Source organism: Sodalinema gerasimenkoae IPPAS B-353 (assembly GCF_009846485.1).
GTDB classification, from domain to species: Bacteria; Cyanobacteriota; Cyanobacteriia; order Cyanobacteriales; family Geitlerinemataceae; genus Sodalinema; species Sodalinema gerasimenkoae.
In genome coordinates this window covers 2,764,221-2,785,744 of record NZ_ML776472.1, presented here as the reverse complement: position 1 = coordinate 2,785,744, position 21,524 = coordinate 2,764,221, and the positions used below count along the sequence as shown (strand labels likewise).

At 52.2% G+C, this 21,524-nt stretch carries 18 protein-coding genes and 1 pseudogene; 6 read left to right on the top strand and 13 right to left on the bottom strand.

Annotation, left to right across the window (positions count from 1 at the left end; genetic code table 11):
• Positions 1 to 92 precede the first annotated feature (92 nt).
• Positions 93 to 1,568, bottom strand: coding sequence for a glycosyltransferase family 39 protein (locus L855_RS12175; RefSeq protein WP_159788376.1), 1,476 nt, complete (start codon positions 1,566 to 1,568; stop codon positions 93 to 95).
• A 457-nt stretch (positions 1,569 to 2,025) separates the two neighbouring features.
• Positions 2,026 to 3,075 carry a M42 family metallopeptidase gene (locus L855_RS12170; protein WP_246198839.1) on the bottom strand — a complete coding sequence of 350 codons (1,050 nt, stop codon included), beginning with the start codon at positions 3,073 to 3,075 and terminating at the stop codon, positions 2,026 to 2,028.
• Between the two features lie 107 nt (positions 3,076 to 3,182).
• Here L855_RS12170 and L855_RS12165 point away from each other — a divergent pair, with 107 nt between their 5' ends.
• Positions 3,183 to 3,392 (top strand): glycogen debranching protein, encoded by a 210-nt coding sequence (locus tag L855_RS12165; protein WP_159788374.1) that lies wholly within the window; start codon positions 3,183 to 3,185, stop codon positions 3,390 to 3,392.
• Here the strand turns inward: L855_RS12165 and L855_RS12160 are convergent.
• The 5 genes from L855_RS12160 to rlmD all read right to left on the bottom strand — a co-directional run bounded on the left by L855_RS12160 (position 3,382) and on the right by rlmD (position 8,148).
• Positions 3,382 to 4,341, bottom strand: coding sequence for a CPBP family intramembrane glutamic endopeptidase (locus tag L855_RS12160; RefSeq protein ID WP_159788372.1), 960 nt, complete (start codon positions 4,339 to 4,341; stop codon positions 3,382 to 3,384). The genes L855_RS12165 and L855_RS12160 overlap by 11 nt on opposite strands.
• Before the next feature lie 70 nt (positions 4,342 to 4,411).
• A complete protein-coding gene (locus L855_RS12155; protein ID WP_159788370.1) occupies positions 4,412 to 4,828 on the bottom strand; it encodes an AbrB family transcriptional regulator in 417 nt (138 codons plus the stop codon).
• A gap of 283 nt (positions 4,829 to 5,111) precedes the next feature.
• Positions 5,112 to 6,155 (bottom strand): UDP-3-O-(3-hydroxymyristoyl)glucosamine N-acyltransferase, encoded by a 1,044-nt coding sequence (gene lpxD / locus L855_RS12150; protein WP_159788367.1) that lies wholly within the window; start codon positions 6,153 to 6,155, stop codon positions 5,112 to 5,114.
• 102 nt (positions 6,156 to 6,257) lie between these two features.
• The gene (locus L855_RS12145) at positions 6,258 to 6,512 is read right to left on the bottom strand and encodes a YkvA family protein (RefSeq protein WP_343039270.1); all 255 of its coding nucleotides are present in this window, start codon (positions 6,510 to 6,512) and stop codon (positions 6,258 to 6,260) included.
• A gap of 247 nt (positions 6,513 to 6,759) precedes the next feature.
• Entirely contained in the window at positions 6,760 to 8,148 is a 1,389-nt protein-coding gene (rlmD, locus tag L855_RS12140) for a 23S rRNA (uracil(1939)-C(5))-methyltransferase RlmD (RefSeq protein WP_159788365.1), read from the bottom strand.
• Between the two features lie 137 nt (positions 8,149 to 8,285).
• Between rlmD and L855_RS12135 the strand changes: the two genes are divergently transcribed.
• Positions 8,286 to 8,774, top strand: coding sequence for an allophycocyanin subunit alpha-B (locus L855_RS12135; protein ID WP_159788363.1), 489 nt, complete (start codon positions 8,286 to 8,288; stop codon positions 8,772 to 8,774).
• A gap of 131 nt (positions 8,775 to 8,905) precedes the next feature.
• On the opposite strand, the gene L855_RS12130 is transcribed toward L855_RS12135, so the two are convergent.
• The 4 genes from L855_RS12130 to uvrC are packed head-to-tail and all read right to left on the bottom strand — an operon-like array spanning position 8,906 to position 13,603.
• Positions 8,906 to 9,700 (bottom strand): MOSC domain-containing protein, encoded by a 795-nt coding sequence (locus L855_RS12130; protein WP_246198838.1) that lies wholly within the window; start codon positions 9,698 to 9,700, stop codon positions 8,906 to 8,908.
• Entirely contained in the window at positions 9,701 to 10,006 is a 306-nt protein-coding gene (locus L855_RS12125) for a DUF3181 family protein (RefSeq protein ID WP_159788361.1), read from the bottom strand. It abuts the gene before it with no gap.
• Between the two features lie 42 nt (positions 10,007 to 10,048).
• Positions 10,049 to 11,686, bottom strand: coding sequence for a cation:proton antiporter (locus L855_RS12120; RefSeq protein ID WP_159788359.1), 1,638 nt, complete (start codon positions 11,684 to 11,686; stop codon positions 10,049 to 10,051).
• 45 nt (positions 11,687 to 11,731) lie between these two features.
• A complete protein-coding gene (uvrC, locus tag L855_RS12115; RefSeq protein ID WP_159788357.1) occupies positions 11,732 to 13,603 on the bottom strand; it encodes an excinuclease ABC subunit UvrC in 1,872 nt (623 codons plus the stop codon).
• 371 nt (positions 13,604 to 13,974) lie between these two features.
• Between uvrC and L855_RS12110 the strand changes: the two genes are divergently transcribed.
• The 4 genes and pseudogenes from L855_RS12110 to L855_RS12100 all read left to right on the top strand — a co-directional run bounded on the left by L855_RS12110 (position 13,975) and on the right by L855_RS12100 (position 18,903).
• Positions 13,975 to 15,819, top strand: coding sequence for an NAD(P)H-quinone oxidoreductase subunit F (locus L855_RS12110; RefSeq protein WP_159788355.1), 1,845 nt, complete (start codon positions 13,975 to 13,977; stop codon positions 15,817 to 15,819).
• A gap of 87 nt (positions 15,820 to 15,906) precedes the next feature.
• Positions 15,907 to 17,121 (top strand): NADH-quinone oxidoreductase subunit M, encoded by a 1,215-nt coding sequence (locus tag L855_RS12105; protein ID WP_425500573.1) that lies wholly within the window; start codon positions 15,907 to 15,909, stop codon positions 17,119 to 17,121.
• Positions 17,064 to 17,534, top strand: a pseudogene (locus L855_RS22860) (NAD(P)H-quinone oxidoreductase subunit D4); the annotation flags it as partial. The gene L855_RS12105 and the pseudogene L855_RS22860, both read left to right, overlap by 58 nt.
• Positions 17,535 to 17,604: 70 nt before the next feature.
• Positions 17,605 to 18,903 carry a CO2 hydration protein gene (locus tag L855_RS12100; protein ID WP_159788353.1) on the top strand — a complete coding sequence of 433 codons (1,299 nt, stop codon included), beginning with the start codon at positions 17,605 to 17,607 and terminating at the stop codon, positions 18,901 to 18,903.
• A gap of 15 nt (positions 18,904 to 18,918) precedes the next feature.
• Here the strand turns inward: L855_RS12100 and L855_RS12095 are convergent, their stop codons facing one another.
• Together L855_RS12095 and L855_RS12090 are read right to left on the bottom strand one after the other, a co-directional pair.
• Positions 18,919 to 19,659: a PaeR7I family type II restriction endonuclease gene (locus tag L855_RS12095; RefSeq protein ID WP_159788351.1), complete on the bottom strand. Its 741-nt coding sequence runs from the start codon at positions 19,657 to 19,659 to the stop codon at positions 18,919 to 18,921.
• Positions 19,659 to 21,383 (bottom strand): Eco57I restriction-modification methylase domain-containing protein, encoded by a 1,725-nt coding sequence (locus L855_RS12090; protein ID WP_159788349.1) that lies wholly within the window; start codon positions 21,381 to 21,383, stop codon positions 19,659 to 19,661. The genes L855_RS12095 and L855_RS12090 overlap by 1 nt, the downstream gene beginning before the upstream one ends.
• Positions 21,384 to 21,524: the final 141 nt, after the last annotated feature.

Sequence of the window (21,524 nt, the reverse complement as noted above, 5' to 3'; positions counted from 1 at the left end):
TACCGGGGGCATGGGGTCTTGAGACCCTATGACTCTCTGATAGAGTCTTGCTGGGGGAGCGTTCCCCTTACCAAAAGCTCCCTCAATTAGGGCTAAGTTCTCGGCTCTGTGGAGGTGAGCAGAAAAATGTTAAAGTCCTCGACGGTGTAATGTGCTTCAATCATAAACTCTTCCGTTAAGACGTCGTAGAATAATTCATCGTCGTGAACAACTCTTGGACCATAAACGAGCCATAAACGGGATGAGAAAGAGGGCAAGCCTGATAACCAGGCTTCAATATTTTCGCGTCCAACTGTGCTGTTATCACTGGGAATTTGGATTCGTCGTCTCAAGGTAACGGGGGCCGTTCCTTCATAGTAATGCTGAATTGGGATGGGTGTGTTGTGCATAATTGCCCAGACAATGACATCATCTGGCCGGTTATTTTGGTTCAGAATCTCGACCGTTGCTCGGTAATGGTCTGAGGCTCCCATGTAGCGACTTGAACGGGTGTAATAGACCCCCAAACCACTACCTACAGTGATGGCATATATCAGAAGTATTGCCCAGGCTAGACGATGCCAGCGAGACCGAATTTCTAGGAATCCCACCGCCATCATAATCAGAAGATAGGGCAAGACCAGCATGACATAACGAGTATTCCAAATTGAGAAGATCAGATGGGAAAAAATGAAAATCATCCCAACTGGAATCACCGTCCAAGCAACGAGCCATTGGAACGTTTTCGACTGCCGTTTTCGGAGGATTACCACCCCCAGCACAAGCAAACTTGTGAGGATATATACATGACCCAGTCGAGTCAAATAGGGGGGCGGCGGTGGATAGGAAAATGCTGTTAATATCCTGAGTTCTCGCACTAGGTTATTGAGTCCGGGGACGGGTAAGTCTAAGCGATGAGCACCCGCTGAATCTAGCACTGAGAGGGCGACAGGTAGGGTCATGATACTGAGGATTAACCCTGCGATCGCAAAGTGAACGAGTCGTCGAGGGTGTCGATAATATTTGACTAGAATGATGATTCCGTCGGAGACTAAGAGGGCGGCATTTAGAGGGGTGGTCAAAACGGCTAAAACTCTAAATATCACCCATAACACATAATTGATAGGGCGGTTGGGAGCATTGAGAGACTTCGCCAGTGCTAAGCTTCCAGCAATCCCTAGACTGACACTCATAGTGTAGTAGCGGACTTCCTGGGCATGGTTAATAAAGAGGGGAGATAGGGCTAACATCAGAGCAGCGATGAGTCCAACCCGCTTTGTAAAGAGGGAACGACCGAGTTGATACGTCAGCGCGACAGCGCAGAGGGCAAAGAGAACTGCTAAGCTTCGTAACCAAACGTCACTTTGCCCAACGGTCATCCAAATTTCGAGGAGAACGTAATATAAAAGCCGACCTCGGTTAAAGCTGACATCTTGAGCGTCGCGGATACTCAGAAACTCATCAATCCATAATCCTCTCGCGTCGAGGCGAAACAGATATAAGGCGGTGGCGAGGAGCATCACCACACCGATAGAACGCCATCCTTGGGGAACAAATCTGTTGAGGGTTCTGAAGTGGCGTTTCAGCATGGTGGCCTCACTCGGGTACATTTGATAATCCGTAACGATCAGCGATCAAATGTCTACACCTTAACCTGAGTCGGGGGGTGGGGATGCCAGATGAGGATCTCGACAAACAAAAGCCGAGACCAAGCTAGATAACTCTCTAACTTGGTCTCGGCTTTTAAGGCTTGAATACCCCCAGGGGAATTCGAATCCCCGTCGCCTCCGTGAAAGGGAGGTGTCCTAGGCCTCTAGACGATGAATACCCCCAGGGGAATTCGAATCCCCGTCGCCTCCGTGAAAGGGAGGTGTCCTAGGCCTCTAGACGATGGGGGCGTATTCGTTTATTCGAATCCCCGTCGCCTCCGTGAAAGGGAGGTGTCCTAGGCCTCTAGACGATGGGGGCGTATTCGTTAGGCTGTCGGCGGCTTCTAACCGCTTAGGCGTTATTCAATGTAGCGAAGATTCCCAGGACTGTCAACCCCTAAGGCTGAAAATTTTGGCGTTGCTCACAATAGGCGGCTAAAATCTCCACACAATGGGCGATCGCCCCCAAATGAGCGATCTCATAACCATGGGTGTTCTGGGTGGGAAAGCCCAGGCAAGCCCCCCGGGCCACATGACCGAGTTTCATGGCAATGGAGGCATCACTGCCAAAACCACTAATCACCGCCTGTTGGATGGGAATCTGTCGCGACTCAGCCGCCTGCTTCAACTGTTGGGTTAAGCCCTCGTCGTAAATGCCATAGCCATCCTGGGACAAGAGGACGGGAGCCTCACCATCGGTAATGGGATATTCCGGGGCCAGGGGACAAATTTCTAGGGCAATTAGGGCATCTAATACCTGGTGATTGCTGAAATACAAGGCCCCCAGGGCCCCGACTTCTTCCTTGGCTGAGGCCACGAGATAGACGGTAACCGCTGGGCGTTGCAAGCGGGCGGCTAGGGCCAGGAGAATGGCCAGGGAGGCCTTGTTGTCGAGGGTGTAGCTGGCGATGTAGTTATCTAAGCGAAAGGGGCGTTTGCGGTGTTTGCCCACCACCACCCGCGTTCCTGGGCGAATCCCCAGGGCGTTGAGGTCTTCAGGGGTGCGTTTCGTTTCGATCCAGGCTTGTTGCCATTCTAGGGGTCGGCTTTCTTGTAAGAGCTTTTGCGGGGATTCATGGGAAACGTGACGGGAGCCAAAACTGAGAATCCCGGAACAGGTGGCGTGATCTCCGAGTAAATCCACGACCCCTTCGCCATACACCCAGGGAAAGGAGCCTCCCAATTTACGAATTGAGACTCGTCCCTCGCTATCAATTCCTTTGACAATAGCCCCGATTTCGTCTTTGTGGGCCGTAATGGCGATCGCCCCCTCCTCCTGTTCCCCTGGAATCTTGGCAATCAGGTTATCGGCGCGATCGCCATAATACTCCACCCCCAAGTCTCGAAATCGCTCCTGGAGATGTTGGTTAATCTCCGTTTCCATCCCACTTGGGGAATGGCACATGACTAAGTCTTCGATGCTGGTAAATAGGCGTTCAAATTGCAAAGAAACCTCCTAAGCCGATCCCATGACTCGGTTTGACTGGCCAACTCTCCCTACAATAGGGAACAGTTCCAACAATACATTCAGCACAGACAAGGGAAAACAACAACATGACTATTTGGGTTTGCGAACAAATCGATCCCAGTGGTATCGTCCAAGCCTGCATCGCCAGCGAGGACGAAAGCCAAGCACGAGCTTGTCATGAATCGTTCACCAACGATCTTGATGAATTTCAGACATCTCAGGGCTGGACGGCTCAACTACGAACAGTAAAATCCTGGGACGAGGTTCCCGTCACCCCCCTCAAACTCAACCGGTAAGTCTCAAAACTGGAACGTTCGAGAACCACAAGACGGCTCCCGTTGCCGCCAAGAGGACGATTCCTAGGATTCCGGCGAGAGGATGTTCCCCCAACCCCGTCACCCAGGGGGGAACCACTCCAGTCGGCTGACTCGCTTGAGAGCTATCGATCCAAATCATGGCGCAGACCCAGCCGCCATGTAACCCCCATGCTAAACTCAACTCTCCCTGAGTGACGACACAAGCCAGGGTCAGCACCATACCCATCAGCCAAAGTCCAGGCAGTTGTGGTAAGGTTTGACGCGGTTGCCAAATTAAATGGAGTAGTGCAAAAATTCCACTGGTGATCGTCGCGGCGAACCAAACAGACCCTTGCTGTTGCAGTTCCTGTTGCACCAGTCCTCGAAAGATAAATTCTTCAGTTCCACCAATCCAAATCCCCAACAACAGGGCCAATAGGAATTGCCGGACTCTATCCTGAGCCGTCCAGGTTAAGTTCCAGGAAATCCAACCCGCCATTTTCTGCACGGCCATCAAAATCGTAACGCTAAAAATCCCGATTGCGACCCCTAGACTGAGCATCGGGAAATCAGCAGCTGGGAACCGGGGGCCATAATAGAAAAAATTAACTCCGGCCACCCGTCGCAGTCCCCACAAAGCCAGGGGAAACAGGAGGTAAAGACTACCCACTAGGGCGAGTTTTCGTGAAGGAGTCAGGGGACGAGACGGATACCACCTCCAGCGCCAGGCTAGGGGAATCAGGATGGGTAACCAGATTCCTAACCAGACGATAAAAAATAAGCCAATCTTTAGCACAGGTGAGATCTCGACCCCTAACTCTCTTTGGGGAGAAAATTGACGGCAAAAGGCTCCAACTCCAGCCTCTAGGACTCTCAAAAACTGAGACATCTGAATCCCTGTTGCGATCGCATCTCCCCCAAAACAGGGAAGGGTTGGGGGGGAAGTCAAGCGATCGCAGATAGACTTGAATTATATCAACCCTCGATCCTGAACATCCCCGCTCTTCCCCATGACGAGCTTACTCGTCGTCGCCACCAGCACCATTTTCGTCGCCGTCAGCGCGATCCATCTGAATTAAGTGAATGTGTTTGTAACCCAACTTAATTTCAAACTCGTCGCCGGGTTTTAACCCCATGGCATTGGTATAGGTCGAACCGATGACGATCTGTCCATTCTTGTGAACGCTCACTTTGTAAGTCGGTTCGCGACCGCGTCCATCCTTTGCGCCGTCGGGATCGAGGGGAATCCCTTTGGCTGCCAACACCGCATCATAGAAATCCGTCAGATTTACACGGGTTTGCTGATTCTTAGTGATGTTGTAGTAGCCACAACGCTTGGCGGTTTCTCGCCGAGGTAAGTGAGACAGTTCTTTGACTTTTGTAAGTAACGCCTTTCCAGTCAGCGGCGTGGGTTTTTCCGAAAGTGCTTCAGTCATTGTCTGGGCAATTCTCCATTTAGACTCTAGTTATATTAAATCAAAAGTTACCGCGAATTTGCTGGTTCCATAAAAATATAGCCTTAATTTTCACAATTTGTACGATCATCCCCCTGAAATGGGTTATCAAAGTCGGACAATTGAGGGGCAGTTGAGGGAGCGTCTGCCATGATCGAGGGGGTATCGGTCTGTCCAAGGATCGTCATCGTGCCCTCTGAAGATAAAGGGATTGCGCGAAAAATGCCAGGCTCCCCCCGGCGCTCTGGCAATTAATCAAAGTTATCTAGGAATCCTGGTTAAGACGCTGTTGAATTTGCCGCAGGCTTTGATAAAGTTCCGGTAGGCGTTTGTATAAGGCGGCACTACGTCGCCATAGAGCATTATCAATGGCTGGAAATCCTGAGACGAGGGCGCCAGCTTTCACGTCGCGATGAATGCCCGTTTTGGCCGAGGCAGTCGCACCCGCACCGATTTTAGCCCGGTTAGCCACGCCAACTTGCCCCGCTAGGGTGACTCCATCCCCAAGGGTAACGCCTCCCGCTAATCCCACTTGGGCACAAATGGCGCAGTTTTTACCAATACGACAGCCATGGCCAATTTGGACTAAGTTATCAATTTTAGTATTTGCCCCAATCCGGGTTTCTCCCACAGCGGGACGATCAACGGTGGAGTTACAGCCAATTTCGACTCCCGCTTCAATAATGACGCAGCCGGATTGTTCCATCCGTTTTAGTCCATGGGCACTCGGAACAAAGCCAAAGCCTTCCGCGCCCAAAACTACACCACTTTGTATCCTACAATCGACACCAATTTGAGTCCGTTCATGGATGGTGCAGTTGGCATGGAGATAGCAGCGATCGCCGATGACAACTCCGGGATACACCACCACGTTGGCACCGATACAAACCTCGTCTCCCACCGTCACATTGGCATCAATCACCACATGGGCCCCAACCGAGACGTTGGCGCCTAATGTTGCGGATTCATGAATAATCGCGGTCCGATGAATTCCAGGTTCAGGGCGGTAGGGTTGGTAAAACAGGCAAATGGTATCGGCAAAGAGGGCTTTGGGGGAGGCTGTACTAATCCAGGCGATACCTCGTTCTTGAGCTTGCTGTTGTAACAACTCATCCTCGGGTAGGATGACGGCGCTGGCTTGGGTGGTTTGTAAGTGATTGGCGTAACCATCCCCTTCAATAAAGGAGATAGAGCCAGTTGTCGCCTCCTCAATGGCAGCTACCTGGGTGATATCGAGGTTAGCATCAACACTAAAGCTGCCAACCACCCCGGCCTCAGCCAACTGTGCGACAAGTTCAGAGAATTTCATAAGACATTAGCTGATCTAGGCCAAAGATAAAGACGCGAGCGATCGCGTCTTGACAAAGATTTGAGCATTAAAGGAGGCGTTGGCGACCATTCAGGACGGAATTTAATCGACTGAGACGGCCTCGACATCCACCGTGTCCTCATCGTTTGGAGCATTGACCGTTGAGTTAACATCGCTGGCTATTTCCTCGGAGGGGGCCAATCCCTCTCGAACCATCTGCCACAGTTCTGACATCAGTAAGAACAGAATTGCGACATCGTCGACTTGTCCCAAAATCGGCAGGACATCGGGGGAGATATCCAAGGGACTGATGAGATAAAGGAGGGTTCCTGACTTGTCCCAAAATCGGCAGGACATCGGGGGAGATATCCAAGGGACTGATGAGATAAAGGAGGGTTCCCAGAATCACCCAGCCCCGATATTTGGGGTTGCGTAATATAGCACGGTACCAGGTGGCGATGTTTTTGAAATAGAATCACCCAGCCCCGATATTTGGGGTTGCGTAATATAGCACGGTACCAGGTGGCGATGTTTTTGAAAACAGGGTTCATGGATGGGTCTTGGGGCGATGGGTTGGGGTACGCCTTAATTGTCTCATATAGCCCTAGGGCTGGGAGGTTCGGTTATTGCGAGTCAGAAAGGCAACGGCTTCAATATGAGCGGTTTGGGGGAATAAATCCACGGGTTGAACCTGCTTTAGCTCATAGCCACTGGCACAAAGCTGCTTGAGATCTCGGGCCAAGGTACTGGGTTTACAACTGATGTAGACGAGGCGATCGCAGCCGAGGTCAATCAATGCCTCTAACACGGGGGGCTGACAGCCTTGACGGGGCGGATCAACCACTACGATATCAGGTTTTTCTTGAGGATGGGCTTGCCATAGCGGTGAGTCTTGTGCCAAAAGTTCGGCCACATCCCCGGTATAAAACTCCACATTCTCAATCTGATTGAGTTGGGCATTTTCCTGGGCTTGGGCCACGGAACCGGGGTGGACTTCAATTCCCCAAACCTCCTTGGCCTGTTGGGCCAGGGGTAGGGAAAAGGTGCCAATTCCACAGTAGGTATCTAAGATGGTCTCATGGCCCTGTAGGTTCAATTCCCGGGCGATCGCCTGCCAAATCAACTCAGCGGCTTCCGTATTCACCTGAAAGAAGGTATCCGATCGCAAGCGAAATTGTAACCCGGCAAATTCTTCTTGGAGAAACGATTGACCGGCTAAGGTTCGGGTGGATTTGCCGAAAATGGCGTTGGTGCGATCGCCATTGAGGTTCAGACAAACCCCAACTAAATTATCAAAGCTGCTTAACCAGCGGTGTGCTTGAACCTCAAGTTCGGGCAATTTCCCAGTCTTGGCCACTAAGGTTAACAAAACTTGACCCGTCTGCCGACCCACCCGAACGCCAAGGTGACGAAGTTCCCCCTGATGCTGCTGTTCGTTATAAATCGTCCAACCTTGGGCCGCGATATCCCGTTTGATTTGCGCCAGAAAGGGATTGAGACGCTCATCTTGAACCGGACATTGATTGAGATTGACCAGTTTATGAGACCCTTTCTGGTAATATCCCGCCCGAATCTCCCCACTGGGGGCAACTTGCAGCGGATAGGTGGCCTTGTTGCGATAGCCGAGACTCTCCCCGGTGGTTTGCACCGGTTGCACTGGGGGATGGTCTAAACGGCCGATTCGCACCAGGGCCTGGATCACCTGATTCTGTTTAGCCGCTAACTGGGCCGGATGCTCAATATGTTGCCACTGACAGCCACCGCATTTGTCGGCGACAATGCAAGGAGGACGCTGGCGACTGGGGGACTCATGCTTTAAGTCCTGGAGTTTGCCCCGGGCGTACTTACGTTTGACCTGAACCAGACGCACCTGAGCGCGATCGCCAATGGCTGTATCGGGGACAAACACGACGCGATCGCCACATTTGCCAACACCATCGCCACCATCGGCTAGATCCGTAATCTCGACTTCGACAACTTGTCCTTGTTGCATGGTTAAAAAAAAGGGGATGGGGGAAATTCCAGGGGGGTGACTTTGCGGTGAACCGCCGTTCGATATAATAAGTGAGTCTTATGCTGACTCTCATTCAGAGCCAGTTCACTATAGTATCCAACGATTTCAATAAAATCATGAGTGTTGTTAGTCAAGTCATTCTAAAGTCCGATGACGAGTTACGCTATCCCAGCAGTGGCGAACTCCGAGGAATCCAAGACTTCTTCCAAACCGGCGCGCAGCGGCTTCGCATCGTCGAAACCCTGGCCGAAAATGAGAAGAAAATCGTTGATAAAGCCTCTCAGGAACTGTGGAAACGCCGTCCTGACTTCATCGCACCGGGCGGGAATGCCTTCGGACAGCGCGAACGCAGTCAATGTATCCGTGACTATGGCTGGTATCTGCGCCTCGTGACCTATGGGGTGCTATCTGGGAGCAAAGAACCCATCGAAACCATTGGCATTATTGGCGCACGGGAAATGTACAATGCCCTCGGCGTGCCGATGCCTGGTATGGTCGAAGCCATGGTTTGTCTCAAGGAAGCCTCGATTGCTCTGCTGAGTAACGAAGATGCCGAAGAAGCGGCGCCCTACTTTGATTACATCATTCAATCGATGTCAAATTAGCTACGGGTCCGGGTTCTCAGACCCTTGGAATTATGGCCAGGTTCGGCTAGTTGGCTCCCTGTTTCGACTAGCCGGATTTTGCTGCCTGTGTAGAGCCTCCGCTAGTATCTTGTTGAGTCTCCATTATTGTTCTAGGACTTGAGCGCGTCCCCCCGTTGAACGGTTCCCCCATGAACGATGGTTGCAATGACCCCGGTTTGAGCATGGCCGAAATGGGCCGGGAGTTGGGAAAGCAGGGGTAGATCGCAATCGCCGTTATCAGGATTGACGTTGATATTCAGACAACGTCCGATGGGGGCGGTTACTTGGATCGTAGCGTTTCCGAGATCTAATTGTTGACCCACCCAGTCAAACTCACCCCAGGGGGGAAGGCCATCAATAACGAAGTTGGGACGAAACCGCCGAGGATCGAGTTGGGGTTGTCCAGTTTTCGCCGCGATATCATCTAAGGTTGCCTGGGAGACGAGGGAAATTTGCCCTTGATCTCGGTCTTGATAGCGGGTTTCTCCGGTAGCTGTGCCAATCAGACGCACGGCAGTGTTTTGGGGATGTCGCGCGGCAGGACTTGGGGTTAATGTATGTAAGTAATCACTAATAAATTGGCTGAGGCGATCGCGTCCCTCGGCTGTAGCTACCGACGCCACAACCGTGAGAGTTTCATTGAGACACAGTTCTAGTTCTTGTCGCTGTTCGTCATAGTCACAGCGTAATTTGGCTAAGTCAGGCCAGTCATTTTGAACCGCGAGATACTGCTTGGGAAGCCAGGGGGTTTGAGGTTCCGGGTTGCCCGTATCCGTGAACATAAAGGCAAACGCGCGATCGCCCACCATGCCAAAATCCTCTTGCAACGCCACGCGATCGCACGGTTGCGGAGTGAATCCCTTGACGGGATGCTTAAAAATGGTCTTAACCTCAATCCTAGCCATTCAGAGATTCTCCTGCTGATAGGCTTCTAACAACTCCATTAAATCCTGTTGCCCGGACCGAGGGAGTAAATCCTGCAAAGGCACCTCTCGCCGTCCACCGCCAATGGGAACCGATATCTCTTGTAACACCGATTCTAGGGCGGCTTCCGTGAGGCGATCCTCTTCCAACAGGGGATAAAACCGTTCCGCTAAGGGAACATGTAAACGGGCATCTCCGAGATAGAGATGCCATTTGGCAATATCCAGATAGATTTTATCGGCAATCTCCGCCGCAAGCTTTTCAATCTCACGAGTGCTGGCAGTCATACGCTTGTGATGATAAGGGGGGTTCACTTCGATGATAGGACATCAACCCGTTTCTGAACCCGTTACCTCCTCCGGCTTCACCAAAATCACAGGAATCGGACTGGTTTCTAAGACCGTCTGACTAATAGAGTCGTTGAGGAGATTATCCCAAGGGCGATGTCGAGGTTGGCCAATGATGATATCAGACACCGCCTGCGATCGCGCCATTTCCACAATGGTTTCCGGAACCACTCCCGGACAAATGCAGACCTCATGGCGAATATCGAGCAGGCGACGCTGAATCACCTCGCGGAGATGGGTTAACTCCTCCTCATCCGGGCGATCGCTCACATGAAGAATCAGCACCTCCCCATCACTCCGACGGGCTAAATCTGCCGCTTTCGTCAAGACTCGTTCCGCCATGGGGAAAGTATCCACCGCCGCCAAAAAACGTAACTGTCCCACGGCCCCCACCTGAGTCGGATCGATAACCCCCTTCTCCAATAATAGGGGCGCAAATTGTTGGGTACTCCAAGCCCCCAGGGGAGCCGTCACCAAAATCGACAACACCGCCAACGCCAGAATTTCCTCCCCTCCCGCTAGTCCTTGAGCCAAAGGAATTGCCCCGACTGCCGCTTGAACCGTGGCTTTGGCCATATTTCCCGGCAGTAGAAACACCCGTTCCTTCCAAGTCCAATCACTCCCTAACGTCGAGAGATACCAACCGAGCGATCGCCCCACCAGTAACCCCAACGCCAGCAGGGCCAATCCTGGCAGCAACACATCCCCAAGAACCTCCAGTTGTAACGTTGCCCCAAGCAGCACAAACAGAAAAATTTCCGCTACTGTCCATAGGGCATCAAAGCCTCCCCGCAGCCGTCGCCCGAGCGGAGCATCGAACTGCACCAGAAAAAAGCCCAGGGACATCACAGCCAGATACCCGGAATAGATGGGAAGTACCTGGTCAAAAATCGTTAAGAAGAGCGCCAGTCCTGCCCCAATCAGTACGTCCTGAACCGATTTTTGAGTCCAATTTTGTTTGACTGATAATGACACCAATAACCGGGCAGCGAGATAGCCCACCCCTAAGCCCAGTCCAATTCTCAGGAAAATTTCCAGGGGCAACAGTTGCAGGGGTGAGATCGTGATATCTCCCAAGTTTAAACCTCCCCCCTCTTGGGAGAGAAAGCCCAGTAGGAGGCTAAATAGAAGGAGTAACAAGACATCCGAGAGGGCGCTGCCGGTGAGAATAGCATCGGTAATACCTTTATCGACTCCCCAGCCGAGGCTTTTCAGGCGCAACATTCCCGGAACAATCACCGCTGGGGATTCAGCGGCCAGAATACAGCCGAGGAGGAGGGCTGTGGGGACATCAAAATCAAATAGAAACAGGGCGACAGCCCCAACGACGAGAGTTTCACAAAGGGCGGGAAGCACTCCAAGCCGCAGGGCGACGGACCCTTGACGCTTTAACTTTTCGCGATCGAGTCCGAGGCCGGCTTTCATGAGGATGATGGTGACGGCCATAGTCCGGAGTCCGTCGGCGGCGTCGAGAACCTCGGCACTGATGACGTTGCCGATTTGTGGGCCGGTGAGGATGCCAATTAGGATCATTCCCAGGAGGGGAGGGGCACCAAGACGACGGGCCAGTTGTCCGCCGAAGAAGCCCATTAGGAGAATCCAGAGGGTACTTGGGAGCATTGGGAGTCTTCTTACATCAGGCATCCCCGAAATTATAAACGTCTACTAACCCTCTCCTCCCCGAAAATATCCGTAAATCTCTGCCGCCAATCGTTTACCAATCCCCGGAACCTCCGCTAACTGTTCCGGGGAAGCCTGCATCACATAATCGAGGGAATGAAAATGGGCCAGTAATTGCTGCTGACGCTGAAACCCTAAACCGGGAATCTCATCAAGACGCGATCGCCGCATCCGTTTGCTTCGCTGCTGACGATGGAAGCTAATGGCAAAGCGGTGAGACTCATCTCGTAATCGCCGCAAAAGTTGCACACCGGGTTGTTCGGGATGGGTGTCTAAAGGGTGGGAGACCCCTGGGGTGAAAATCTCTTCCCGTTGTTTGGCTAAACTGACGACGGAGAGAACCCCATCGAGTCCCATCTCGTCTAGGATTCTCATGACGGCGGAGAGTTGACCTTTTCCTCCGTCAATCACCACCAAATCAGGATAATTGGGGGACTCGATCAGGGTTTGAGGGGATTCGTAGTCACGGAAGCGCCGCTGCAAGACTTCGGCTAAACTGGCGAAGTCGTCGGAATGGCCACTGGTAATCTCGGGGTTACGGATTTTGTAATGGCGGTACTCTTGTTTGGCGGGATGGCCATCGAGAAAGACCACTCGGGAGGCGACGGCGTTGGACCCTTGGCTATGGGAGATGTCGTAACATTCGAGGCGACGGGGTGGGGTGGTGCGTCCGAGAATTTGGGCTAGGTCTTTTAGGGCCTCTTGGTTGCGGCGATCGCCCCGTTCGAGTCGGGCCAGTTCATACCCGGCGTTGCGTTCGACCATGGCAATGAGTTCGGCTTTCTGTTGCCGTTGGGGAACTTCTAGGCTGACGTTACGGCCTCGGGTTTGGCTGAGCCAGGTTTCTAGAAATTCGGCTTCGGGGAGGGGATGTTGTAGGAGAATGGTACTCGGGATTTCGACGGGGTCAAGGCGGCGGTAATGGTCTTCGAGAACTCGTTGCAGGATGGAACCAGGATCGTCGGCGTTGGCGATGAAGCCCAGGCGGCCGATGAGTTTTCCGGCCCGGATTTGGAACAGTTGAATGCAGGCGTGGCGTTCTCCGAGGCTTAGGGCGATCGCATCTCGGGAAATGCGATCGTCGGGAAGGGCAACTTTTTGGTCAACGCCGAGGGATTGGAGTCCCTGGAGGCGATCGCGTAGTTGGGCGGCTTTCTCAAAGTCGAGTTGCGCGGCGGCGGCTTGCATCTGCTGGTTGAGGATGCTTTCGAGTTCGCCGATACGTCCTTGGAAGACCATGGCTACTTTCTCGACGGTTTGATGATAGGCCTCGGGGGAAATCAGTTCTTGGCAGACTCCGGGACAACGGCCAATGTCGTAGTTGAGGCAGGGACGGTCTTTGAACAGGGGTTTAGGGCGTTGACGGAGGGGAAAGATACGTTTGACGAGGTTTAGGGTACTGCGAAGCTGGCGAGTATCGACGTAGGGACCGTAGTAGCGGTCTTTGGGGTGGGCGATGCGTCGTTTGCGGGTGATGAAGATACGGGGATAGTCTTCGGACCAGGTGATACAGAGATAGGGATATTTTTTATCGTCTTTGAGGAGGACGTTGAATTGGGGTTGATGTTGTTTGATGAGGTTGGCTTCGAGGGCTAGGGCTTCCGCCTCGCTGTCGGTGACGATAAACTCGATGTCACAGACTTGGTGCACCATGAGGGCGATGCGATCACTCAGGGGTTGAGACTCGCGAAAGTAGGAGCGAACTCGACTGCGGAGGGTTTTGGATTTGCCAATATAAAGGATGCGATCGCCCTCATCTCGCATTAAATAGACTCCCGGTTCTGGGGGAATCTCGTTAAGACGCTGTTCGAGGCGATCTCGACTGTCTAGGAGGGGAAGCGGTCGGGTTACCGTCATGTTTCAACCTGAACGTCAAGGGTTACGCAGAAGTGTTAACCCGTTGTGGGTTAATTATAATAATTACTTATGAAGTTAAGCGGAGATTTACTGGGCAAATGCGGCGGTCTGAGCATCGCAATCCTCCCTTGATTTGCCAAAAACCCCCTATCATAAGGATTTTAGCAGCCTTCTCAATCCTCATTCCAGGGGTCTAGCTCTTATTTGGGTATAAGTTTTATTTATCAAAAATATGATGTGTTTATGTCTATCGAAATAGACAAAGCATTGAACATTGTCTATGATGAGACTATTAAATTTTCCTAAAATTTCATCCCTTTACCCCCCCGAGTGGTGGGATTCCTAGCCCCAAACCTTGAGGTCACGTTCCTATGCTTGATTTTCTCAGCCAGACCATCTGGCTCATTCCCTGCTACGCCCTAATCGGCGCGGGACTTGCCCTCCCCTGGTCACCCGGATTCATTCGTCGCACGGGACCGCGTCCTGCCGGATATATCAACGCCCTGATGACCTTCATGGCGTTTTTACATAGTCTAATTGCCCTGAGTGACACCTGGAATCAGCCCCCCTATGCCCTCTCCTTCGAGTGGCTGAATGCCCCAGGCTTAATCATTAACCTCGATTTAGAAGTTTCTACCCTGGCCCTAGGGGCTTGCGTTCTCATCACCGGTTTGAACTTCCTAGCCCAAGTCTATGCGATCGCCTACCTAGAAATGGATTGGGGCTGGGCGAGAGTATATTCCCTCATGGGACTGTTTGAAGCCGGGATGTGCCTCCTGGTGCTTTGTAACTCCCTCTTCTTCAGCTACGTCATCCTAGAAATTCTCACCCTAGGCACCTATCTCATCGTCGGCATTTGGTACAACCAATCTCTCGTTGTTACCGGGGCTCGAGATGCCTTCCTCACCAAACGGGTAGGAGACCTAATCCTGCTGATGGGAGTCGTTGCCCTCCTCCCCCTCTCAGGAACCTGGAACTTCAGTGAACTCGCCATTTGGGCCGAAACTGCCGACCTCGACCCCACCGTGGCCACACTCCTGGCCCTAACCCTCATCGCCGGGCCCATCGCCAAATGTGCCCAATTTCCCCTACACCTCTGGCTGGATGAAGCCATGGAAGGGCCCTATCCCGCGACGATTCTCCGCAACACCCTCGTTGTCTCCACTGGGGCCTGGGTTCTGATTAAAGTCCAACCCATTATCGCCCTTTCCCCCTTCGGCTCCAGTGTCGTCTTCGCTATCGGGGCCGCCACCGCCGTTGGAACCAGTCTCATTTCCGTGGCCCAAATCGACGTCAAACGAGTCTTGTCCTATCTCACCAGTGCCTATCTGGGCATTGTCTTCATCGCCGTCGGCATTGGGGCCACCCAAGCCGCCCTCGTTTTACTCCTAACCTACGCCCTGGCCATGTCCCTACTGATTATGAGTACTGGGGGCATCGTTCTCAATAACATCACCCAAGACCTGACCCAATACGGAGGTTTATGGTCTCGTCGTCCCATTTCCGGACTCTGCCTCATCGTCGGCGGACTCTCCCTCGTCGCCTTACCCCCCTTTGGTGGCTTTTGGTCCTTAGTCCAGATTGCCGATGCCCTTTGGGAGACCCGCCCCGGACTATTTGCCGTCGTCTTAGCCGTCAACGCCATCGTCGCCTCTAGCGTCACCCGCGTCTTCGGCCGGATGTTTGCCGGAGAGGTGACAGACTTTACCCGTCGTTCCTCAGAAGGCTTATGGTTACTGGTTCTCCCTATGACCGTCCTAGCCGGTGTCACCCTACATATCCCCCTACTCTTGGCGCAATGGGACTTACTCCCAGATTGGGCAATGGTGAATCGTTCCCTGGCCCTATTGCTCACTTGGTCGAGTCTAGCGGGAATTGGTTTTGGGTCATTGGTATATCTCAATCCCAACTGGGAAAAACCCGTCAAACTCAGTTCCAAAGCGGTTCAGGATTTCTTTGCCTATGATTTTTATACTCCCCAACTCTACAAGGGAACCATCATTTTTGCCGTCGATCGCATCTCCAAAGCCGTCTATTGGTTAGACCGCTACATCGTCGACGGGGCGGTGAACTTTGTCGGTTTTGCCACAGTTTTCGGCGGTGAAAGTCTCAAATACAACACCAGCGGGCGATCGCAGTTCTACGCCTTCTCCATCATCCTCAGCGTCGCCATCTTCATCCTCCTAACCACCCTGCCCCATTTCTCCAACCTCTAACCAAGCCGAGGCCTCCCTATTCCCTTCCCCTCCTGGGAGGGGCTAGGGGTGGGTTATCCCTGTTCCCTGTTCCCTATTCCCTAAACCATGCTAACTGCCCTCATCCTTATTCCCCTCATCGGGGCCCTACTCATTAGCTTCGTCAAATCGGGAAACACCGCCCGCACCCTCGCCCTAACCACCACAGGCATTGCCTTTCTCTGGACTATCTGGCTCATCAGCCAATTCGACCTCAGCAACAGCGGTCTGCAATTTTCCGAATATCTCCCCTGGGCCGATGCCATTGGCTTAAGTTATAGCCTGGGAACCGATGGCCTCTCCACCCCCCTATTGGCTCTCAACGCCTTTCTGACCGGGATTGTGGTCTATAGTAGCCCCGCTAACATCCTGCGTTCCCAACTCTACTACGCCCTGATTCTCCTAGTGAACGCCGGAGTCGCCGGGGCCTTCCTGGCCCAAAATCTACTCCTGTTCGTCCTCTTCTTTGAATTAGAATTAATTCCCATTTACCTACTCATTGCCATTTGGGGGGGCGAAAAACGGGGGTACGCCGGGATGAAGTTTCTCCTCTATACCGCCCTCTCGGGAATCCTAATCCTAGCCGCTTTCTTAGGGGTGGTGTTCCTCAGTGGCAGCCTCAACTTCGACTACGATAGCCTCGCCAGTCAAAACCTCTCCCAACGAGCGCAACTGATTATCCTCAGCCTCTTGTTAGTGGGATTAGGCATTAAAATCCCCCTCGTTCCCCTACATACCTGGTCTCCCGACGCTTACGTTGAAGCCTCTCCCCCCATCGCCATTCTCCTCGGTGGGATTCTGGCCAAACTCGGAACCTATGGCTTAATCCGCTTCGGCTTACAGATGTTTCCCCAAACCTGGTCTCTCGTCGCCCCAGGATTAGCCATCATTGGTGCTATTAGTGTGATGTATGGTTCCTTGAGTGCGATCGCCCAGCAGGATATTAAACGCATGGTGGCCTACAGTTCCATTGGCCATATGGGCTATATCCTCGTGGCCGCCGCCGCTGGAACCGAACTGAGTATTTTAGGGGCCGTGGCTCAAATGGTGGCCCATGGCTTAATCCTCGCTCTCCTCTTCAACCTCGTCGGTTATTTTAGGGGCCGTGGCTCAAATGGTGGCCCATGGCTTAATCCTCGCTCTCCTCTTCAACCTCGTCGGGATTGTCGAGACCAAAGTCGGAACCCGAGAACTGTCCCGCCTCAATGGTCTAATGAACCCCATTCGTGGCTATTGTCGAGACCAAAGTCGGAACCCGAGAACTGTCCCGCCTCAATGGTCTAATGAACCCCATTCGTGGCTTGCCCCTCGTCAGTGGCTTACTCATTACCGCCGGGATGGCCAGTGCCGGAATCCCCGGTTTAGTGGGCTTTGCCGCCGAGTTTATCGTCTTCCAGGGCAGTTTTCCCATTTTTCCCATTCCCACCCTGATTTGCATCCTGTCCTCCGGGCTAACCGCCGTCTATTTTGTGATTTTGCTCAACCGCACCTGTTTCGGCAAACTGGATAATAACCTGGCTTATTACGATCGCCTCACCTGGGGAGAACGAGTCCCCGCCCTCATCCTAACGGCCACCATCTTCTACTTCGGCCTACAACCCAACACCCTCATTCGTTGGATGCAACCTACCGCCACGGCGATCGCCTCCACCCTCCCCCCAACCCCAGAACTCATCGCCCAACAACCCCAACCCTAAGCCTGAAGAAGAGGGCAACTACAAGGGTTTGCCCCTACCTTATTTCTGTTCCCTGTTCCCTTCTTTCCCCATGACCCAAACCACCACGAAACCCAGCCAAAACGCCCTTCCTCCCTCTCAGCATCCCTATGCGGAGATTATCCACCGTTTGGAAGCTGGCGGTTCAATGCTTCCAGATACCCCAGAAAACTTGATGCAAATCATCGGCATTTATAAAGCCTATGCCGTTCCCATGGACTTCTACTGGCGAAACTTACTTTATATTGCCGAACAAGTCTTTCTCAATCCCATCCCCGCCTTCAAATATTTTCTCCCTAAATCCTATTTAGAGCGTCAAAATAGCTATGCTGGCGACCAATCCGAATTACGAGTCTGGCGTGGGGGAGGAGAGGCCCATCCTGAACTCCTGGAATTTCTCCAACAGGGCGAAACTCGCAACATGCCAAAGTTGTTCCATCACCTTTGGCACGATCGCATTAACATGGAGTTCGCAGAAGCCTGTATGCAAGCCATGCTCTGGCATCAAGGGATGGGAGGTGGCTTTAACGAGTACCTCGAAAGCGACGAGTATATCGCCAACTGCGATCGCGCCATCCGCGCCTATTTCAAAGGCAATCCCCTGATGCTGGGACTCTACAAACTTTTCCCAGCGATGTTTTTAGAACAGGTGAGGCAACTCTCCTACTATGCCAACCTAGGACTTTTCTGGGAAGTGATGGCCCCGGTTTTTCTAGAAATGTCAGACCTCTATGATGAAGGGAAAATGACCACCGTTCCCGAAGCTATGGAGTTTCTAGTCAATGGCATTTTTGCTGTGGCTAGTCGCCCCATTTATCATCACGTTTATATTCGGGGAGAATGCTACGAAATCATCCCCAAATCCCAAGGCTTTACTTGGCTCTATGAAGCCGCTTTACCCTATGTAGAAGCCATTTTTTATCGCACCGCTCCCTTCCGAGGGACTAAATCCTATAATGCCCAAGCTAATCAAGTTCCCAAGGAACAAAAAGACTTTCACTATGGCATTCTCTACGCCGATGTTTTCCCCGTTGGCAGTGCCGGAATTCCTCCGACATTATTAATGCAGGATATGTCCCATTTTCTGCCGGACTATTTACGGGAGTATTATCGTCAACATTGTCGGGGAGACGATGACCAACTCATTCAGTTGGGCATTACCTTCCAACGTTCTATGTATAACGTCACTTCGGCGGTGATTCAGGCGTTACGGCAAGCTACCTGTCATCCCCTCGATGACCCCAATCCTGAGCATTTGCAGAAAAATCGCGACTTCTTCGAGGCCCAGATGGATCGCTTTTTACGTTCAGAAGCACGCTTACAGGATATTCAACGGCAAGAGTATCGTTGAATAACAGGTAGGTCATCATTCAAGGCGGGCAGCGGCTGCCGCGATATGACCGGCAAAGGTACTGACAAATGACTTTAGGCTAGTCATAGACGATAGTTGCGAAAACTTCCCAGAATCTATAGCACCCCGTTTTGTAGCAAGAACAGTTGCCGCTGTGTATAACTGTTCTTGCACAAGTCGCTGACAGAGGAGGTCATATCGCTGGAGGTACGAGGCTCTCTCAAATTCTGGAAAGACAGCAAAGTGTGGCGATGAACCTGACACAGCTTTTCGGGATTCTGGGGCATCTTCGACGATCATAAGCCATCCCACAAAAGGACGAGGCTGCTTGCCAAATGCTCCTTCACGATAAGCCGTCCACAAATCCTGTGCTGTTCCAATCGCTTCCTCAGTTCGATTGTTGAAATTATTGCCAAACGACGGCCCGACTTGGCTTTTTAGCTCTATAGCCGCAATCAGCTCAGTCTTATGGATGACTAGGAGATCCCACAACTTAGTTGGACGAAAATATCCCGGCAAGGTCAGCATGGCTCTATTTTGATGGATATTGGCATCAGTAAGGCCATTGGCGTTAACAATATCCATCATCAACCCCAAAAAACCGTCTAGGTTCTTGCCAGCCGTGACACCAGCGCGTTCGCCTTGATCTGCCTTACCCAAGGCAATCTGTCTCTGTCTGGCGGCTTCCCGGTTCCCCCAAAATGCCTTCACCGCCTCGTGGGCCTTGTCTTCGTAATTGACTAAATCAAGAGCCATTATGTATTCCCTCTCAGGGCAAGTCGTTCTTCGGGACTGAGATTATAGAGTCTGAACACAGCTTCATTGCAGGCTAGTACATCTCGCCTTAAAGCCGCATCAGCCAACTCTTGGCGTAGCGGCTCAGGCACATCAGCCCAGTTAGGAACGCGAATCCGACGCAAGTATTGGGCTTGGAAGCGTAGGAATCCCCCCCGCATTTTCGTTGAATAGATTTCTACGAAAAGACGACTTACTGCTGAAAGTAGAACAGCCTGCAATGCCCGTAAATCCCAGTCTTCAGAGGTGACATAGTAGAGATTATGATGTGGATAAAGCTTTCCTTCTTCAAAAACAACATGAGCCTCTCCCTTGATATCGGGAATTAAGAGCTTTGGCTTGGCGGCTAAGCTGGGAGTAATGCGATCAATCGTTCGATACCACTGGCTAGGAGTTTTCCGCGCACAGTGTCGTTTTGCGATCGCCCCCCGACGAGCTTCAAGGTAACGTCTCAACCGGGGATAGTCGTCTAAATCAACCAATCCACCTGACTCAGCAAACGGATTAATCACCCCTTGTCCTCGCCATTGGACCTCCCCCGAGCTAATATCTTTTGTGGTCACTAAGGGCAACTTGCGATCGCCTTCTACATCCAGGGCCTCGAAGTCCCCGATAAATGCCTGATCTGCACCCGTCGCCACACCAATTCCCACCTTACATCCAACCGCTTCCAGGACAGGAAAGCATTGCTCCAAACGCCGGATGAGTGCCACCTGTTCTGATGACTCCAGTAACCATGGCTGGGCACCATCGGTCACCCTAGCTAGTTCTCGCACCATCGTAGACCCTTTGGGTAAAACCGGTGTGCGGAGTACGCCCGCCAACTGAGTCAATGTCGCCGCGTCAATCTTGGGACGATGAGCCAACCGAGTTGCGCCTGGCACGTCCCGAGTGATGACGGTGATGGCAGGATACGCCATAACTTGAGAGTAAAATGCCGGAGTATCCACCATATCCACATAAATCTTCAGGTGGAACTGTTCTGCAATGAGACACCGTAAGGGGCCACCATAGCGATTCTTCATCCAACGATCCGAACAAATCACTCCCAGATGTCCCGTATTCGACAACACAGATAGCATCCGCTCGATGAAGGGAATATAAATATCGGCCCGGTCATACATCGTGGGGTAGCGGCTGCGATATGCGGCCAACAGGGGGGCAGGAATTAGCTCAGGACGGATATAGGGTGGATTGCCAACCGCAATCTCAAATTCTCCATCAAGGGGAGCTAGTAAGAAATCCCCCTGGGAGAGCCAGCCGTTTGCTAAAGTGGTTGCCGTTTTCGAGTCAATTCCTTCCGACTTGAGAAGGGTGATCGCTGCCGCAGCAGTGTGTTTAAAAGAAGTATGGTGTAGTTCAACGGCCCTAATAGCCTGACTAAGGTCATCTAAGGCAACCCCGTTGGGTTTGAAAGTCCGCCAGGCGTTCAATAACCGTTTGATAATCGCCAGCAGAAAATCACCACGACCAAACGAGGGTTCTAACAGCCGCATCTTGTGCAGGGGCTTATCTTCGGTGTAGCTGACCAGATCCAAGATGAACTCCACCACCTCCTGGCGAGTGAAGATTGCCCCCCGTGCATCTGCTTCTGGATTGGAGGCTAACTGCTCAATCGCCTCCTCCACCTGGGGACTGAAACGATTGGAATTGGGCAAATCGAGGGTCAGTTGTCTGAATGGCAAGATGATTTTTCTTGGGATTGATAGCCGGCTATAGCTGATTGTATACTGCGGCGATCGCCCCTCACCTCATTGTCACCGACCCGCCGAATCAACCCTCTAGCTCATCGTTTGCTCGGTTCCCTCAAAGACAATGGCACAATA

Excerpts from the sequence above, each read along its gene's own strand:
- rlmD (WP_159788365.1), bottom strand. The coding sequence starts at position 8,148 with ATGCAACAAGGACAAGTTGTCGAAGTCGAGATTACGGATCTAGCCGAT.
- uvrC (WP_159788357.1), bottom strand. The coding sequence starts at position 13,603 with ATGACGGTAACCCGACCGCTTCCCCTCCTAGACAGTCGAGATCGCCTC.
- L855_RS12105 (WP_425500573.1), top strand. The coding sequence starts at position 15,907 with ATGCTAACTGCCCTCATCCTTATTCCCCTCATCGGGGCCCTACTCATT.
- L855_RS12130 (WP_246198838.1), bottom strand. The coding sequence starts at position 9,700 with ATGGCTAGGATTGAGGTTAAGACCATTTTTAAGCATCCCGTCAAGGGA.
- L855_RS12155 (WP_159788370.1), bottom strand. The coding sequence starts at position 4,828 with ATGACTGAAGCACTTTCGGAAAAACCCACGCCGCTGACTGGAAAGGCG.
- L855_RS12175 (WP_159788376.1), bottom strand. The coding sequence starts at position 1,568 with ATGCTGAAACGCCACTTCAGAACCCTCAACAGATTTGTTCCCCAAGGA.
- L855_RS12100 (WP_159788353.1), top strand. The coding sequence starts at position 17,605 with ATGACCCAAACCACCACGAAACCCAGCCAAAACGCCCTTCCTCCCTCT.
- L855_RS12165 (WP_159788374.1), top strand. The coding sequence starts at position 3,183 with ATGACTATTTGGGTTTGCGAACAAATCGATCCCAGTGGTATCGTCCAA.
- lpxD (WP_159788367.1), bottom strand. The coding sequence starts at position 6,155 with ATGAAATTCTCTGAACTTGTCGCACAGTTGGCTGAGGCCGGGGTGGTT.
- L855_RS12125 (WP_159788361.1), bottom strand. The coding sequence starts at position 10,006 with ATGACTGCCAGCACTCGTGAGATTGAAAAGCTTGCGGCGGAGATTGCC.
- L855_RS12110 (WP_159788355.1), top strand. The coding sequence starts at position 13,975 with ATGCTTGATTTTCTCAGCCAGACCATCTGGCTCATTCCCTGCTACGCC.
- L855_RS12095 (WP_159788351.1), bottom strand. The coding sequence starts at position 19,659 with ATGGCTCTTGATTTAGTCAATTACGAAGACAAGGCCCACGAGGCGGTG.
- L855_RS12145 (WP_343039270.1), bottom strand. The coding sequence starts at position 6,512 with ATGTCCTGCCGATTTTGGGACAAGTCAGGAACCCTCCTTTATCTCATC.
- L855_RS12135 (WP_159788363.1), top strand. The coding sequence starts at position 8,286 with ATGAGTGTTGTTAGTCAAGTCATTCTAAAGTCCGATGACGAGTTACGC.
- L855_RS12120 (WP_159788359.1), bottom strand. The coding sequence starts at position 11,686 with ATGCTCCCAAGTACCCTCTGGATTCTCCTAATGGGCTTCTTCGGCGGA.